Source organism: Idiomarina sp. HB (genome assembly GCF_048059115.1).
In the GTDB taxonomy this organism is placed as follows: Bacteria; Pseudomonadota; Gammaproteobacteria; order Enterobacterales; family Alteromonadaceae; genus Idiomarina; species Idiomarina abyssalis.
Map to the genome: position 1 here is coordinate 46672 of NZ_JAYLVU010000001.1, position 16514 is coordinate 63185.

Annotated in this window: 17 protein-coding genes; 9 read left to right on the top strand and 8 right to left on the bottom strand. The window is 49.1% G+C overall.

The annotated features are described in order from the left end of the window. Nucleotides 1-3: 3 nt before the first annotated feature. The gene (locus VBY75_RS00245) at nucleotides 4-1392 is read left to right on the top strand and encodes an MATE family efflux transporter (RefSeq protein WP_416510498.1); all 1389 of its coding nucleotides are present in this window, start codon (nucleotides 4-6) and stop codon (nucleotides 1390-1392) included. On the opposite strand, the gene hisIE is transcribed toward VBY75_RS00245, so the two are convergent. The 8 genes from hisIE to hisG are packed head-to-tail and all read right to left on the bottom strand — an operon-like array spanning nucleotide 1389 to nucleotide 8428. Then, nucleotides 1389-1997, bottom strand: coding sequence for a bifunctional phosphoribosyl-AMP cyclohydrolase/phosphoribosyl-ATP diphosphatase HisIE (gene hisIE / locus VBY75_RS00250; RefSeq protein WP_416510500.1), 609 nt, complete (start codon nucleotides 1995-1997; stop codon nucleotides 1389-1391). The genes VBY75_RS00245 and hisIE overlap by 4 nt on opposite strands. Further along, on the bottom strand, nucleotides 1994-2791 hold the full coding sequence (hisF, locus tag VBY75_RS00255) for an imidazole glycerol phosphate synthase subunit HisF (RefSeq protein ID WP_222235613.1): 798 nt from the start codon (nucleotides 2789-2791) through the stop codon (nucleotides 1994-1996). Before hisF ends, hisIE begins: the two co-directional genes overlap by 4 nt. Further along, nucleotides 2773-3510, bottom strand: coding sequence for a 1-(5-phosphoribosyl)-5-[(5-phosphoribosylamino)methylideneamino]imidazole-4-carboxamide isomerase (hisA, locus tag VBY75_RS00260; protein ID WP_416510503.1), 738 nt, complete (start codon nucleotides 3508-3510; stop codon nucleotides 2773-2775). The genes hisF and hisA overlap by 19 nt, the downstream gene beginning before the upstream one ends. Beyond that, the gene (hisH, locus tag VBY75_RS00265; RefSeq protein ID WP_199493843.1) at nucleotides 3504-4094 is read right to left on the bottom strand and encodes an imidazole glycerol phosphate synthase subunit HisH; all 591 of its coding nucleotides are present in this window, start codon (nucleotides 4092-4094) and stop codon (nucleotides 3504-3506) included. The genes hisA and hisH overlap by 7 nt, the downstream gene beginning before the upstream one ends. Beyond that, complete coding sequence (gene hisB, locus VBY75_RS00270) at nucleotides 4091-5167, bottom strand: bifunctional histidinol-phosphatase/imidazoleglycerol-phosphate dehydratase HisB (protein WP_416510505.1); 1077 nt, start codon at nucleotides 5165-5167, stop codon at nucleotides 4091-4093. The genes hisH and hisB overlap by 4 nt, the downstream gene beginning before the upstream one ends. Further along, complete coding sequence (hisC, locus tag VBY75_RS00275) at nucleotides 5164-6222, bottom strand: histidinol-phosphate transaminase (protein ID WP_416510507.1); 1059 nt, start codon at nucleotides 6220-6222, stop codon at nucleotides 5164-5166. The genes hisB and hisC overlap by 4 nt, the downstream gene beginning before the upstream one ends. Next, on the bottom strand, nucleotides 6219-7532 hold the full coding sequence (hisD, locus tag VBY75_RS00280) for a histidinol dehydrogenase (protein WP_416510509.1): 1314 nt from the start codon (nucleotides 7530-7532) through the stop codon (nucleotides 6219-6221). The genes hisC and hisD overlap by 4 nt, the downstream gene beginning before the upstream one ends. A gap of 2 nt (nucleotides 7533-7534) precedes the next feature. Then, entirely contained in the window at nucleotides 7535-8428 is an 894-nt protein-coding gene (gene hisG, locus VBY75_RS00285; RefSeq protein ID WP_011235066.1) for an ATP phosphoribosyltransferase, read from the bottom strand. A gap of 336 nt (nucleotides 8429-8764) precedes the next feature. On the opposite strand from hisG, the gene VBY75_RS00290 reads away from it, so the two are divergent. From VBY75_RS00290 to rnd, 8 genes are all read left to right on the top strand, one after another. Further along, on the top strand, nucleotides 8765-9040 hold the full coding sequence (locus tag VBY75_RS00290; protein ID WP_054491036.1) for a hypothetical protein: 276 nt from the start codon (nucleotides 8765-8767) through the stop codon (nucleotides 9038-9040). A 50-nt stretch (nucleotides 9041-9090) separates the two neighbouring features. Continuing rightward, nucleotides 9091-11043 carry an ATP-dependent DNA helicase gene (locus VBY75_RS00295; RefSeq protein ID WP_416510512.1) on the top strand — a complete coding sequence of 651 codons (1953 nt, stop codon included), beginning with the start codon at nucleotides 9091-9093 and terminating at the stop codon, nucleotides 11041-11043. Then, complete coding sequence (tsaB, locus tag VBY75_RS00300) at nucleotides 11021-11704, top strand: tRNA (adenosine(37)-N6)-threonylcarbamoyltransferase complex dimerization subunit type 1 TsaB (protein WP_416510514.1); 684 nt, start codon at nucleotides 11021-11023, stop codon at nucleotides 11702-11704. Before VBY75_RS00295 ends, tsaB begins: the two co-directional genes overlap by 23 nt. A 66-nt stretch (nucleotides 11705-11770) precedes the next feature. After that, the gene (locus VBY75_RS00305) at nucleotides 11771-12070 is read left to right on the top strand and encodes a hypothetical protein (RefSeq protein ID WP_199493837.1); all 300 of its coding nucleotides are present in this window, start codon (nucleotides 11771-11773) and stop codon (nucleotides 12068-12070) included. A 12-nt stretch (nucleotides 12071-12082) separates the two neighbouring features. Continuing rightward, a complete protein-coding gene (locus VBY75_RS00310; protein WP_054491030.1) occupies nucleotides 12083-12661 on the top strand; it encodes a Slp family lipoprotein in 579 nt (192 codons plus the stop codon). Nucleotides 12662-12672: 11 nt separating this feature from the next. Then, nucleotides 12673-13542, top strand: coding sequence for an alpha/beta fold hydrolase (locus tag VBY75_RS00315; RefSeq protein ID WP_416510517.1), 870 nt, complete (start codon nucleotides 12673-12675; stop codon nucleotides 13540-13542). An 88-nt stretch (nucleotides 13543-13630) separates the two neighbouring features. Continuing rightward, entirely contained in the window at nucleotides 13631-15298 is a 1668-nt protein-coding gene (gene fadD, locus VBY75_RS00320; protein ID WP_278356317.1) for a long-chain-fatty-acid--CoA ligase FadD, read from the top strand. Continuing rightward, on the top strand, nucleotides 15295-16464 hold the full coding sequence (gene rnd / locus VBY75_RS00325; RefSeq protein WP_054491024.1) for a ribonuclease D: 1170 nt from the start codon (nucleotides 15295-15297) through the stop codon (nucleotides 16462-16464). The genes fadD and rnd overlap by 4 nt, the downstream gene beginning before the upstream one ends. Nucleotides 16465-16514: the final 50 nt, after the last annotated feature.

A 16514-nucleotide genomic window follows, 5' to 3' on the forward strand; every position in this document is an offset into this window, starting at 1 on the left:
CGAGTGAACTGGTGGAGCAATAACAAAGACGAATGTTATAAACTGGCCAAACTGACCGGTCCCATTCTGGTTGCCCAGCTCACTCAAATGCTAATGAGTGTGGTCGACACGGTCATGGCAGGACGCAAGGGCGCGCTTGACCTGGCGGCTGTGTCCGTTGGCGGAAGTATTTTCGTGCCCGCCACGTTATTGGTGTTCGGTCTGGCGTTGGCATTAGCGCCAATTATCTCTCATCTCGATGGTTCTAACTCGCACAAGCGCGTTGCCAATATATTGCAGCAGGGCTTGTATGCGTGTGCCATTGTCGGTGTCATTACCTTAATTGGAATGTCCTCCGCTCCATGGTTACTGGATATTATGGAAGTGGAAGATGACTTCCGTGCTATTACGCTGGACTACCTATTTTATATAGCCTGGGGTATACCTGGCTTTGTTATATACGCGGTACTAAGAAATTTCTGCGAAGGTATGTCGAATACCATGCCATCGCTAATCATTGGCTTCATTGGCTTACTGATCAACATACCGGCAAACTATGTCTTTGTGTACGGTGAATTTGGCATGCCGGAGCTTGGTGGTGCGGGTTGTGGTCTTGCTACCGCTATCGTGCTGTGGGGTATGGCTCTCTCTATGGCCATTTATACCTTTACCGCCAAACGTTACAAACGGTTAAGGTTACTGCGCCGCTGGTATCGTCCGAACTGGGACGATGTCACCTACGTTATTCGTATCGGTTTTCCTATTTCAATGTCACTTTTTTTTGAAGTGAGTTTGTTTGCGGCCGTAGCCTTACTCATAGCTCCTTTGGGGCCAACGGTGGTTTCTGCTCATCAAATTGCGTTGAACATCAGTTCGCTGGTGTATATGGTGCCGTTGAGTATCTCTATGGCGGTAACGTTACGGGTTGGCTTTGCGTTGGGAGCAGGAGACCCGAAAAATGCCATGTTGAGCTTTAAAATCGCTATGCTGTTTGGTGGCGCATTCGCAACGGTTAATGGGCTTATCATGTATTTGGGGGGAGGCTGGTTGGCAAGCCTCTATACACCTGACCAGGACATCATTAACTTAGCAGCCACTCTTATGGGGCTGGCGGCTATATTCACCGTGTCAGATACTTTCCAGGCTATTTCTATAGGTACACTTCGTGGCTATAAAGACACCAAGTACCCGATGATCCTCGCTTTTATTTCCTACTGGCCATTTGGTCTAAGTGTGGGTTTTATTTTGGGGCGTACCGACTGGGTAGTGCCGGCAATGGGGGCCGCAGGTTTCTGGATAGGTTTTATCAGCGGTCTAAGTGTTGCAGCTGTCCTGTTGTCATTGCGCTTACGCCGCGTATCCCGTCGATACGAGCGTAAGCACTTTCGTGAGCAGTTAAACAGTGCCGCTTAACCGCGGCGCTTAGCTAACACCTCCAGCACGTCGTCCAGGCTAAGCTCATTGGCTCGCAACGCGACCAGCAAGTGATAAAGTAAATCCGCACTTTCATTAACCAGCTCGTCTTTATCGGCGGTTGCTGCGGCCAGAGCAACTTCAACGCCTTCTTCTCCGACTTTTTGTGCAACTCGTTTTAACCCTTTGGTAAACAAGCTGGCGGTGTAGCTTTTACTGGTATCCGCGCCTTTGCGACTGGCAATAAGCGCATCCAGCTCGTGCAGTAAAGGTTTAGGTGCTTCGGCAAAGCAGCTGCGGTTACCTAAGTGGCAGGTAGGGCCATCGGGCAGAGCCTGAACCAGTAATGCGTCGTTATCACAGTCTGAATAAATACCTTCAAGCTGAAGGTAGTTTTTTGAGCTCTCGCCCTTAGTCCATAAACGCTCTTTACTGCGGCTGTAAAACGTTGTTTTGCCAGTTGCTAAACTCTCTTTAACAGCGTCAGCGTTCATATAGGCCTGCATCAGGATTTCACCGGTTAATGCGTGTTGCACCGTGCAGGGTAGCAGCCCCGACATTTTATCCCAGGCTAGCTGGTCTATCGTATCTAACTTAATTCTCATTGTGTCTCCTGAACCGCTTCTATAGGGCGAACAGCAACATTATTCGCTGCCATAGCGGCTTTTACGTCGCTAATACTGAATATATTCTTATGAAAAACCGACGCTGCCAGTGCGCCATCAACTTTCGCTTGCTGAAAGGCATCGACAAAATGCTGAATTTCGCCGGCGCCGCCAGAGGCGATTAAAGGTACAGAACAGTATTCACGTAAAGCTGACAATTGAGCGATATCGTAACCCCGGCGAACACCGTCCTGATTCATACAATTCAGAACAATTTCACCGGCACCGCGAGAGATAACCTCCTGCAGCCAGTCCTTCGTTTGCCAGGCCGATTTACGAGACTTACTCTCGTCACCGGTAAACTGGTGGACTTCATATTGATCAGACTGTTCGTTATAAAAGCTGTCGATGCCAATAACAATGCACTGCTGACCAAACTCTTCGACCAGGGTATTGATCAAGTCCGGGTTAAGCAGAGCAGGCGAGTTAATGGAAATTTTATCCGCACCCATAGACAGCATGGTCTGTGCTTGCTCAACCGAACGGATGCCACCGGCCACAGTGAATGGAATATTAATTTCGCGGGCTACTCGTTCCACCCAGGACTTGTCTACCGTACGTCCGTCAGCCGATGCTGTAATGTCATAGAACACTAACTCATCGGCGCCGCTTTCTGCATAACGTTTAGCCAGAGGCTGAATGTCACCAATAACCTCATGATTACGGAACTTAACCCCTTTTACCACTTGTCCGTCACGAACATCCAGACAAGGAATTACGCGTTTTGCCAGCATGCCAGTGCCTCCTGCATCGTGAAAGCGCCGGTAAGTAAAGACTTACCAAGAATAACTGAGTCACAGTTAACGGCTTTCAAATCTTTAAGATCATCTAAGCAACTGACACCACCGGATGCCTGCCAGACCACTTGTGGGTAAAGTGCTTTATAGCGCTTGTAGAGCTCGACATTGGTGCCTGTCATGGTGCCGTCTTTACTGATATCGGTACAAAGCACATGGCGACAACCTAAATCCAGATAGCGTTTCAGAATATCATCCAGTGTATGCGTGCTGGCCTCTTGCCAGCCGTGCGTAGCCACCATTGCATTGCCATCTGCGTCAATATTGACATCCAGAGCAAGGACTATCTTTTCAGGTCCGTAGGTCTGGAACCAGCGAGTGACTTTATCCGGATTATTCACCGCAGTTGAACCAATTACAGCACGTTCAATGCCGGCTTCAAATAAGGCTTCCAAATCTGCTGTTGTGCGTATTCCGCCTCCTGCCTGACACCGCATTCCTGACTCTGAGGCAAGCTTAGCTAGTAAGGTTTGTTGTCGTTTGTCAGGATCTTTGGCACCGTCTAAATCCACCAGGTGCAGCCATTTTGCACCTGCCTCAGCATAAAGCTGAGCCTGGCCTAAAGGTGTTAAATCAAATTCAGTTTTTTGTGCAAAGTCGCCCTGATACAGACGTACAACTTTTCCATCGATAAGATCCAGAGCAGGGATCAGCATAATTTTAACTCCAAAAAACGTTTCAACAGAGCTTCGCCGGTTTTACCTGAGCGTTCGGGGTGAAACTGCGCACCAAAATAGTTGTTGTGCCGTATCATAGAGGCAAACCGTTCACCGTATTCGCTGCTGGCAATGGTGTACTCATCAACGGCTACAGCAAAACTGTGTACGAAATAGCAGTAGCTGTCGTTTGTGTCGACTAACGGGTTGTCCTCGGTTGGCTGCAGTGTATTCCAGCCCATGTGCGGCAACGGGAGACCATGCTCGCGAAGGCGTTTGGTTTTCGCCGGAATCAGGTTAAGACAATCAACGTCACCTTCTTCTGAGTGCGAGGTCAATAATTGCATGCCCAGACAAATACCCAGCACGGGCTGGGTTAATTCCCGCAGCGGCTCTACGAGTTGCTTTCGCTGCAAGTTACGCATAGCCGCCGCAGCAGTGCCTACACCGGGCAAAATGACACGGTCTGCGGCTCTTATTTTTTCTGCGCTATCGGTAATAAGAACCGAGTAGCCCAGCCGTTCAACCGCAAAGCGGACCGATGTCAGGTTGGCACACTCGGTATCGACAATCACCACATTCATGCCAGCATCCCCTTACTCGACGGCAACTGTTGGTCTCCGGTTTTTGTTATAGCCTGACGCAGAGCCCGGCCAAACACCTTAAACAGGCTTTCAACCTGATGGTGAGTATTACCTTCAGTCGTCGACAAGTGCAGACTCATTGCCATGGCGTCGGTTAACGAGCGGAAGAAGTGTTCAACCATTTCGGTGGATAACTCGCCGACTTTGTCGCGGGTGAAATCGGCTTCCCATTTCAAATAGGGACGTCCGGATAAATCGATCAGACACTCCGCGCGACATTCATCCATAGGCAGAGCAAAGCCAAAGCGACCAATGCCACGTTTGTCACCTAGTGCAGAGCGCAATGCCTGTCCCAGTGCCAGAGCGGTGTCTTCAATGGTGTGGTGATCGTCAATGTGCAAGTCACCCTTAACCTTAACCGAAAGCGAGAAACCTGCGTGTGTGGCTATTTGCTCAAGCATGTGATCAAAGAAGCCAATACCGGTATCAAATTCGCGCGGTGCCTGGCTGTCTAAATCCACCTTAATGTTAATATCCGTTTCCCGGGTGGTACGTGTAACTGACGCTGTACGCGGGTTGTCCAGTAGCTGGTGAACAATGGCATCCCAGTTAAGCTCGCCACGGCTGTAGCGCAGGCCTTCAACACCCATATTCTCAGCCAGTTGCAGGTCGGTTTCACGGTCACCAATAACGTAGGAATTGGTAAAATCCACACGGCCTTCTTTCAGATACGACTTTACCAGCCCAAGCGCAGGCTTACGGCAGCTGCAGTTATCACTGTCAAAGTGAGGGCAAATCAGAACGTCATTAAACCGAATACCTTGTGATTCAAACACCGCCATCATCAAATTATGTGGTGCGTCAAAGTCAGCCTGCGGGAAGCTGTCCGTCCCCAGACCATCCTGATTCGATACCATCACCAACTGATAACCGGCCTGTTGTAGTTTCAGCAAAGCCGGTACCACGTTGGGCTCAAATACCAGCTTCTCAAAGCTGTCCAGCTGTTTGTCTATAGCGGGCTCTTCTACCAGAGTCCCGTCACGGTCGATAAATAAAATAGGCTTCTGGCTCATGAAAAATAATCCTTTAACTGTTGAATCAGTTCGTCATTTTCGGCGGCGCTACCAATGGTTATGCGAACAACGTTGTTTAGGCCCCGCTGCGCCGACTGATTACGTATTAATAGGCCGTTATCGGCAAGTGCCTTCACTAAACCAGTGGCATCTTCACACTGATACAGTAAAAAGTTTGTGTCACTTTCCGATACCAGAGTCAGTGGTGTTTGCTCTAAAGCTGTTTGCACACGGTCGCGCTCGGCTAATAAGCTTGCTACCTGCTGCTGAAGTCGTTCCAGCGAACTTGTCTGCAAAGCCTGAACCGCAATTTGCACTGTCGGGTCTGGCAAAGGGTACGGCGCCAGAACTTTTTGCAGTAACTCAATGATGTCGTCATTCGCCAGCAAAAAACCGCAGCGAATTCCGGCCAGAGCAAAAGCTTTAGACAAGGTGCGTAGCACTACCAGGTTCGGGTATCGTTCCAGCCAACCGGCAACGCTGTTACCAGAGCTAAACTCAATATAGGCTTCGTCGACAACCACAATAGAGCTTGGAGAGTGTTGTAAAACTTGTTCAATGTCATCCGGATTCAACCTGTTGCCCAGAGGGTTTGAAGGTGAACATAAGAAGATAACCTTAGAATCAGCTGCTGCGTCTATCACTGACTCGGTGTCCAGTTGCCAGCTCTTCAGTAACGGAACTTCGGTAACACCAACGGCAAAGGTTTTAGCCGAAATAGCGTACATACCGTAAGTTGGTGGGCAAATCAGTACCTTGTCCTGACCGGGTTCACAAAAGGCTCGTATCAGTAACTCGATACCTTCGTCTGAGCCGCGGCTGCTTAATACCTGTGAGGATTCAACTCCAGCGTATTCAGCGTAAGCCTGATTTAAAGGCTGAGACTGAAACTCCGGGTAACGGTTAAGCTTGCTGTCATCGACCGTGTACGAGTTACTGTACGGAGACTCGTTTGCGTTCAGCCAGATATTGCCGCCGCTCATACTGCGACGCGCTGACGCATAAGGCGTTAACTGCTTCAGGTGCTGGCGCTGTAACTGGTCAACAATGCTCATGGCTTAGCCTCCGTGCGAATAGTTACGGCACGCTTGTGTGCGTCTAAGCCTTCAACGTCGGCCAGAGTGGTAATGGCTTCTGCTAACTGGCGTAGCCCATCCTGACTGGCTTCCTGTACCGTATAGCGACGGTAAAAGTCGACCAGTCCAAGGCTGCTGTAATTGCGGGCATAGCCATAGGTTGGCAGTACGTGGTTGGTGCCGGTGGCGTAATCACCGCCGGATTCCGGCGTATAGTGTCCGACAAAGACAGAGCCTGCGCGGGTTAACTGTGGCAGCAGCTCACGCGCGTTATCCGTCTGAATAGAGAGGTGTTCGGGCGCGTAGGTTTCGCTAATGGCTATGGCTTCATTCATGTCTGAAACCACCAGTAGACGACTGGCCTGTAATGCCTGCTCGGCAATATCGGCACGGCTTAACTGAACGCACTGTGCAATCAGCTCCTGTCGTACATTTTCGGCTACAGCCATTGATGGCGTAAGCAAAATAACCTGAGAGTCAGGGCCGTGCTCAGCCTGCGAGAGTAAATCCGCCGCCACATAAGCGGGGTTTGCACTGTCATCAGCAATAACCAAAAGCTCGGAGGGGCCTGCCGGTAAGTCCATGGCACAGCCGCTGTCATTTTGACTAACCTGTTGCTTGGCTTCGGTCACAAAACTGTTTCCCGGACCAAAGACTTTACCCACCGCGGGCGATGACTCTATGCCGTAGGCCAGCGCGCCAATTGCCTGAGCGCCGCCACACAGCAGAATATCAGTCACTCCGCAACACTTAGCCGCGTAGAGCAGGGCGGCTGGTAATTCACCCTGCTTATTAGGCGGGCTAACCATAACCACACGCTGACACCCGGCAATTTGCGCCGGCACACCCAGCATTAATGCAGTGGATGGCAAGGTTGCGCTGCCACCGGGAATGTATAAACCGACCGCATCTAACGGCGCATAACGTAGCTCACATTGCACGCCTGGCGCGGTTTCAATACTTAAGTTCTGCGGACGTTGTGCTTCGTGAAAGCGGTAAATGGTTTGGTACGCAGTATCTATGGCGCGTTTTATCTTGTCACCTAAACCCGCTATAGCCGCATCGACTTGTCCACTGCTCATGCGCAGTGATGTCGCCTCCGAATTGTCGAACTGACGGGTATAATTCAGTACCGCGCGCTCACCGTTATCACGCACGTCGCTTAGAATAACAGAGACTTTCTCACGTAAAGATTCCGCCTGAGCCCGTCCGGGGCGCGCTAAACGTTGAGCTTGCTCCGCTTCCGACAGGCTCATCCATTTTTCAATGGGTATCTGTAATCCACTCATGATCACCCCATCATTTTTTCAATAGGCAATACAAGTATTGAACTGCAGCCCATAGACTTAAGATCTTCCATGGTTTCCCAGAATAACTTCTCGGTGCTGACCATGTGTACGGCAACTTGTTCGTCGGTGTGGCTAAGCGGCAAAATGGTGGGTGTTTCTGCACCGGGTAATAACTCGACCACTTGCTCTAATTTGTTCTTTGGAGCGTGCAGCATAATGTATTTGCTTTCCCGCGCCATTTGCACACCGTCTATGCGTGGCAGCAACTGATCTATCATGGCTTGTTTTTCTTCCGACAGGCTGTCAGCGCGTTGTATTAGCTGAGCCTGGGAACGGAATATCACATCTTTCTCTACGAGTCCGTTCGCTTCCAGCGTAGCACCGGTGGATACTAAGTCACAGATAGCTTCAGCCAGACCGGCACGGGGAGCAACTTCCACAGAACCAGTCAGCATTACCGTACGCGCATTCACGCCGTTGTCTTTCAGGTAACGCTTAAGCAACTGAGGGTAGGTGGTTGCGACTCTTAAGCCGTCTAAATCTTTCAATGACTGATACTGGCTTTCTCGTGGAACCGCCAGTGACAATCGGCACTGACCGAACTCAAGTCCACGTAATGGCTGATAGGCCGCGACAGAGTCGGTTGCAATGCGCTCTAACCGGGCTTCTTCCAGCACGTTTTCGCCAACCAGACCTAAATCTACCACACCGTCCATAACCAGACCGGGAATGTCATCATCACGAACGCGCAGTAAATCGATAGGATGACTGGTGCTGTGCGCAATTAAACGCGCTTCGTTAACACTGAATTTCACGCCACAGGCGTTCAGCAGTGCCATAGATTCTTTACTCAGTCGTCCAGATTTCTGTATCGCGATGGTTAAACGGTCAGTCATAACAGCTCCTAAAATAAAAAACCCCCGAAGGTGGATGCCTTTCGGGGGTTGTATAGTCAATCGAAAGGCTAGCGTTTATACGGCTAGCCCAAACATTAAGTTCACGGCTAAGCCATACAATTCCAATGATGATGGTGGTGGCTGTGAACAAAATGCATGATTAACGCTCCAAAGAAATAAATGTACTTCGTTAAGTTGTATAGCACTATAACACTTGAGAAATGTAATGCAAGAGTAAACTTATTGGTTATTCAGTCGATATCAGGTTATTATTTAACCAGTGGTTGTATAGTCAAATAAATAACAAACCTTCTGAAGAGGCGTAAGACAAAAGCAATGGCTAACTTTGATGCAATGGTTCCGCTGATCCCCAAAGACACTCGTGTGCCTGTGGACCACGCCCGTGAGCAGATGAAAATCAACCAGGTTGAAAAAATACAAGAGCTTCGCGCCGTCAATGAAGAAGAAGGTTCGACTGTTAACAGCGACAAGCAAAGACAGGAAAATGAGCAACACCAGCAGCAAGGCCAGCCATCTGCTCAAACGGAAGTTGAAGAGCTTGCAGATGACGATGAAACCTCATCTTCAGGACATATAGACACCTACGCCTGAGCAAACATCTATGTCATAATACGCGTCTATTTTTTTTAGCGGTTAGGGTTATGGCAACAGTTCTATCAGTATTTAAGCCGACAGGCGAACTGGCGCAGGCAATTACAAACTTCCAGCCGCGGGCTGCTCAGCAGCAAATGGCAGAAGCCATAGCTGCCACCGTTAAGAAAAAAGGCCAACTTGTTGTTGAGGCCGAAACTGGTACCGGGAAAACTTTTGCGTACCTTGCTCCAGTTCTGCTGGGTAAAGGTAAGGCCATTATTTCCACCGGAACTAAAAACCTCCAGGAACAATTGTTCCACCGTGACTTACCCACGCTAAGAAAAGTGCTGGCGCCTGAAAAAGTTGTCGCCTTACTTAAAGGTCGTTCAAATTATTTGTGCCTGCACCGCATGGAACAGGCGGTTCAGCAAGCAGGCCAATTCAATAAAGACATTCAGAGTCAGTTGATTACCGTTAAGCGTTGGTCGACATCGACACGCAGCGGCGACATGGGGGAGTTGAACGCTCTGCCGGAAGACGCCTCGGTTTTGCCTCAGGTTACCAGTACTCAGGACAACTGCCTGGGCCGAGACTGCCCGGTGTATGAAGACTGCCACTTAGTCAAAGCCCGCAAAGAAGCCATGGAAGCCGACATTGTGGTGGTGAATCATCACCTTTTCTTTGCCGATATGGCGCTAAAGGACACGGGCTTTGGCGAGCTGATTCCCAGTGTTGATACTGTGGTGTTTGATGAGGCGCATCAAATTCCGGATATCGCCAGCCAGTACTTTGGCGAAACAGTTTCCAGTCGACAATTATCCGAATTGTGTGAAGAGCTTCAACGTTTGTGTATGACTGAGCTTAAGGACTTGTCTCAGGGCAGCGCTATGGCTCGTACGTTATTGCAGACTCTGAAAGACTGGCGATTACTGTTTCCACGAGACCCTATGCGCGGCAATTGGCGTGACTGGCGTAAAAAGCCGGAGGTGGCGGAAGTTGCAGAGCGTGTGCAGGAACGTCTGACTTTGCTGACCGAGGTTATGAAAACCGCCATAGGCCGTAATAAAGACCTGGATAACTTGCATGAACGTGCCGAGCAGCACCTCTACATCTGGCGTCAGTTAATGGATGTGGATCGCACGGGTTACAGCTTCTGGTTCGAAACCACGCCGAGGCATGTCAGTTTGCACCAGACACCGTTAAGCGTTGCTAAAACCTTTGGTGGTTATATCAAACGCAACAAAATGAGCTGGGTGTTTACCTCCGCAACGCTGGCTGTTAACGGCCAGTTTGACTACTTTACCAAGCGTCTGGGTATAGAAGAGGCCGATACGCTGTTGCTGGAAAGCCCATTTGACTTCGCCAGCCAGGCTAAATTGTGTCTGCCACGTTATTTGCCCGAGGCCAATGATCCAAACCGGCATCAAATGCTGACAGAAATTGCTGAGCAGTGCGTTCAGGTAAACCGAGGCGGCACATTTTTGTTGTTTACCAGCCACCGAATGCTGCAACAAATGGCAGCAATATTAAGGGACCGGCTGGACCGGGATATTCTGGTTCAGGGCGAGTCGGGCAAAACAGAATTATTGGAAACCTTCACGAAAAAGGGCAATGCCGTTCTGCTGGGGACCTCTTCTTTTTGGGAAGGGGTCGATGTACGTGGTGAGGCGCTACGCTGCGTTATTATTGATAAACTCCCGTTTGCATCACCCGATGATCCATTGTTGAATGCCCGTGTTGAAGACGCACGGCTACGTGGCGTTGATGCTTTTAGCACGATACAATTACCACAGGCCATCATTGCTTTAAAGCAGGGGGCAGGGCGCTTAATTCGCGACAAAGACGACTCCGGCGTATTAATTGTTTGCGACAGTCGTCTGGTAACGCGTCAATACGGCAAGCAGTTTTTATCCAGCCTTCCGGCTATGTCACGAACCCGCGACTTAAATCAGGCGCTGGAATTTTTAGCGCAGGTTGCAGAGAAAGATGAAATCAAAAATGAAGAACTTACTAGCAGTTGATACCTCGACTGAAAATTGCTCCGTGGCTTTGCAGTGGCAAAACACCTTTTTCAGTGAAGCCATTGAAAGCCCAAGAGAGCATTCTCAGCGGTTACTGCCTTTTGTTGAAAAAGTACTGCAGCAGGCAGAAACAAACTTGAATCAGTTGGACGGGCTGGTTGTCGGTGTCGGCCCGGGAAGTTTTACCGGAGTACGTATTGGCGTGTCGATGGCGCAGGGGCTGGCTTTTAGCTCCGAACTGCCGGTGTTTCCAGTCAGTAGCTTGCAGGCGTTAGCGCAGCAGGCTATACGCAAGCATGGTGCAGAAGCCGTTGTTGCCTGCATTGATGCACGCATGGGCGAAATTTATTACGGCCTTTATCGCAGCAAGAATGGTGTTGCGGAAGCTATAACAGAACCGGCTGTTGCGGTGCCATCTGCGGACTTGTTTTCAGAGCATGATCTGCAAGGATTCTATACGGCGGGTACTGGTTGGGATAACTATTCTGACGTACTGGACCCTGATAAAAAATTAAAATACAGCAACGATTGTCGGCTGCCACTGGCAGAGGATATGCTTACAGTCGCTGTGAAAGGTGAGGTTTCAGCCGTAAGTGCGGAGCATCTGGAACCGCTTTATGTACGTAATGAAGTAACCTGGAAAAAATTGCCGGGTCGGTAACTTGCCGAATGGCACTGAACTCGCCATAATAAAACTAGTCTTAGTAACAGATGAGTCATCGTTGACGTGCGAATTAATCCGCAAGCGGTTCAGCCGCTAAACAATCAGCAGCAGGCACCGCAAAGGCCTGCGCCAGAGGATCAGCAACGCCAGGGGAACAACCGGGCGGAAGTTGCTGAGTCCCGGCAAGTTGTCCCTGATGTGCGGCAAAGTCAGCGGCGTGCGGAACGGTGGGAGTCATTGAATACGTTTTACGATGAACCACCACAGCGTTCTCAGAAAGCACTCAATGCGTATCAAAATATCGCGTTAAGTGAGAAAAGAGAACAAATCACGTCAATGTTTGGTGTTGATGTTTACGCCTGAGTGAGGTCTGTTATGAAAATTATTTATGCATCATTAATGGCATTGGTGTTGGTGGGCTGCTCCTCAGTCCCTGATGAAATTGCCAGTGAAAACGAAGAGGCTTTAGTTGGCTATAAAGTCGCTAAACACCAGGGCGAGAAAGTTGCCGGTGAACCTGCCCGTTGGGGGGGAGTTATTGCCGATGTTCGCAACGCCGAAGACCATACTGTTCTGGAAATTGTCAGTTTTCCACTGCAGCGTTGGGGTCGTCCTGAGGTCAGCGATAATAGCCAGGGTCGTTTTTTAGCCGTGGTAAATGACTTCATTGATCCCGATGTTTATAAGCAAGGGCGTTCAATGAGCTTTGTTGGTACCATTGGCCAAACGCAACAAGGCAAAATTGGCGAGTACGTTTATACCTATCCGGTTATTGAAGCAACAGGCTATTACCTTTGGCAGCCTGAGCGCAAGAAAAGCCACGTAGAAGTTGATTACTCACCGCTTTGGTTCCGTCACAACTTCTATTCACCTTATTACCCATACCGTTACCCTGTTCCGGTGCGTGTTCGCGTTCAGGACAACTCTGGTACACCTGCTAAAGACCGCAATTAATCCACCAAATAATGGATTACCGCATTGCATTAGACCAAGCCACCCCAGTCAGTTATGAACTCGACTGGGGCACGGTAAGAGGCCTTTGCTGGGGTGACCCAAACGATATTCGTGTGGTCGCAACTCACGGTTGGTTAGACAATAGCCACAGCTTTTTACCTTTGGCCGCAAATTGGTCAGCTGATCGCGGTGGCCTGTTAGCACTTGACTGGCCCGGGCATGGTCACAGTGACCACAGACCTACAGGTAACTACTATCATTTTATCGACTATGCTTATGACTTATGGCAGTTGATTGAGCAGCAAGGCTGGCAGCAGTTAATCTTGTTAGGTCATTCCATGGGTGGCTTTGTCAGTAATGTTGTGGCGGCTTTGTGCCCCGAACGGATAAAGAGTTTAATTTTAGTCGAAGCTTTTGGCTTGCTGGTCTCTGACGGAACCAATGCCAGAGAACAGTTACAGCAGGGCTTTGTAAGCCGGAAAAAATTAAAGACGCCACGTTGGCGCAGCCACAGTAATTTTGACTCTGCAGTGGATGCTCGTGCTGCACAGGCAGACTTCTCGTCCGACTTGGTTAAGCTAATTGTAGAGCGCGGTTCTGAACTTCGTTCAGATGGCCGCTGGCATTGGCGGGCAGATGCCAGAGTGAAAGCAACGTCGCCCTATAGATTGCCCAGTGCAGCTGTCGATGACCTTCTGCAAGAGTTGACTATGCCGGTTGTCGTAGTGCGTGGCAGTAAAGGCTATGACAAGTTAGAAAGCGCGTTAGACAAGTGGCAGCATAAAGTCTCAAAGCTCAGTTGTGTAACGCTGGAAGGTGGGCATCACGTGCATATGGAACAACCTGAAAAAATAGCTGAATTGCTCAAATCACACGTTTAGCGGTTGTTAACGACTAGGATTAACTGGTCGGATATGCGATGATTGCGCCACTGAAAATAATGATAAATAGTGAGAGGCGGAGCCTTTTATGGATAAAATTTGGCTGAAAAATTACCCAGCAGGCGTACCGGAAACCATTGATCCGGATCATTTTGCGTCATTAGTTGATATACTGGAACAGTCCATAGAAAAGTACGGCGAGAAAACGGCGTTCGTCAATATGGACTCAGAAATGAGCTTTAAAGAGCTGGGTTTGAAGTCTCGCGAATTTGCGGCCTACCTGCAAAGTAAAGGACTGAAAAAAGGCGATGCAGTTGCAGTCATGATGCCAAACCTGCTTCAGTATCCGGTGGCCTTGTTCGGCATTTTACGTGCCGGAATGACTGTTGTTAACGTCAACCCACTGTACACTCCGCGCGAGCTAAAGCATCAGCTGGTCGACTCTCAGGCGAAAGCCCTGGTTATTTTAGAAAACTTTGCTCACACCTACGACAAAATAAAAGACGAAGCTCCGCTTGATTTAGTTATCACCACACAAATTGGTGATCAGTTACCTGTGCATAAGCGCTTCTTGGTCAACTTTGTTGTTAAGTACATAAAGCGCATGGTGCCTTCTCATAACGTCAAAGATACCGTTAGCTTGAATCAGGCTATGGCCAAAGGCGCAATAGCCGAGTACCAGCGCCCTGAGGTTACCGGTGATGACATTGCGTTTCTTCAGTACACTGGCGGAACAACCGGTGTAGCAAAAGGTGCCATGTTATCTCACCGAAATATGGTGGCTAACTTGGAGCAAGTGTCTGCGTGTATCACTCCTATTATGAGTGACGGCGAAGAAACGATTATTACTGCGCTACCGCTTTATCATATCTTTGCGTTAACAGCGAACTGCCTGACCTTTATTAAACATGGCGGTAAAAATGTACTTATTACTAATCCGCGTGATATGCCGAACTTTGTGAAAGAGTTGAACAAGTATCCTTTCTCAATGATCTCCGGTGTTAACACTTTGTTCAATGGTCTGTTGAATACCAAAGGCTTTAAAGACGTTAACTTTTCTAACCTGAAAGTTGCGTTGGGTGGCGGCATGGCAGTTCAGAAAGCGGTTGCCGAAGAATGGGAACGTGTCACAAAGTCTCGTTTGCTTGAAGGCTATGGCTTAACCGAGTGTGCGCCTGTTGTTACCGTTAACCCGTATGACATTGAACATTATACTGGCAGCATTGGTTTACCGGTACCCAGCACCGATGTGCGTATTGTTGATCCTGAAACCCGCGAAGAAGTGCCTTTAGGTGAACCCGGCGAACTGGAAGTAAAAGGTCCGCAAGTTATGGTCGGGTACCTTAACCGTCCTGATGCTACTGCTGAGTCGATTAAAGACGGCTGGTTTGCAACGGGTGACATGGCAACCGCTGACGAGCGTGGTTACTTCAAAATTGTAGACCGTAAAAAAGACATGATTTTAGTTTCGGGCTTTAACGTTTATCCAAATGAAATCGAAGATGTTTTAGCCGATCACCCTAAAATTCTTGAGTCGGCTGCTATTGGCGTACCGCATGAGTCTTCGGGTGAAGTGGTTAAAGTCTTTATTGTGGCAAAAGACAAGTCATTAACAGAACGTGAAGTGATTGATTTTTCTCGCGAGAACATGACCGGATACAAAGTACCTAAGCTGGTTGAGTTCCGTGATGAACTGCCGAAGTCTAACGTAGGCAAGATACTTCGCCGCGAGCTACGCGACGAGGAAGACGCTTGACTCTGCCGTTGAACCTACCCGAGTCGGTACGTCAGTACCGGCTCGTTACTGAAACTCAGGAATTAGAACGTCTTTGTCAGCAAGCTAAAGAAGCTGGCTGGTTTGCTATTGACTCTGAATTTGTCCGCGAGCGCACTTACTATGCTCAGTTGGGGCTTTTACAAATTTATGCCAACGGCACAACTGCTGTTGTGGATCCTCTCGCCGATATCGACTTAGAGCCACTGTGGGAGCTAATTGCAGATGACTCCGTTGAAACAGTCCTGCATGCCGGCGGTGAAGATATTGAGCTGTTTTTCCAGCAAAGTAATGGCCGTCAGCCTAACCGTATTTTTGACAGTCAAATAGCCGCAGGTTTTTGTGGGCTCGGTGATTCTATGGGCTACGCCCGTTTGGTCGATGCCTTATTTGATGGCGTTGAGTTAGATAAAAGCTTGTCACGCACCAACTGGCTGAAGCGCCCGTTAAGCGAAGAGCAGCTGGATTATGCCGCGGCTGACGCCAGCTACCTGGCGGTAATGTACCCTTATTTGAAGGCTTTGTGTGAGGAAAAGGGCTGTCTGGATATTGTGTACGAGGAGTCGCAAATTCAGGTTCGAAAACGCACACAAAGCTGGCCGGATGATTTGTTGTATTTAGCTGTAGGTAATGCCTGGCAGTTAAATGCACGCCAGCTGGGCGCACTTAAAATTCTGACGCCATGGCGTTTGCATAAAGCGCGCGAGCGGGACATTCCACTGGGTTTTATAGCCAAAGACGGCGTGCTACTTGAACTGGCTCGCAGAATGCCCAAAAGCGACGAGGAGCTAAGCCGAATTCCGGACTTAGCGCCTATGTCCCGGAAGTATTCTGGGCGGGATATTATTCGCTGCATTCAGCAAGCTGAGCAGGTGCCTGAGTCCGAACTGCCAAAAACGCTTGAACGCTTAGACGACATGGAAGGCTATAAGCCAACCTTTAAAGCCATAAAAAAAGTGGTGTCTGAACTTGCCGAAAAACTGCAGGTACCTGCATCCCTGGTCGCGTCACGTAAACAAATTAATGACGTTATTAACTTTCACTGGCAGTATTCAACGCAGCAACAACAGCGTTTGCCGCAACCCGACTTAATGATGGGTTGGCGCAAGCAAGCAATTGGGGCAGAATTACAGGCTATAATTGGTTAACATAGTATTTGTTAACCATTAGTGCGCTTAGCCCTTATTCAGGAGAACTG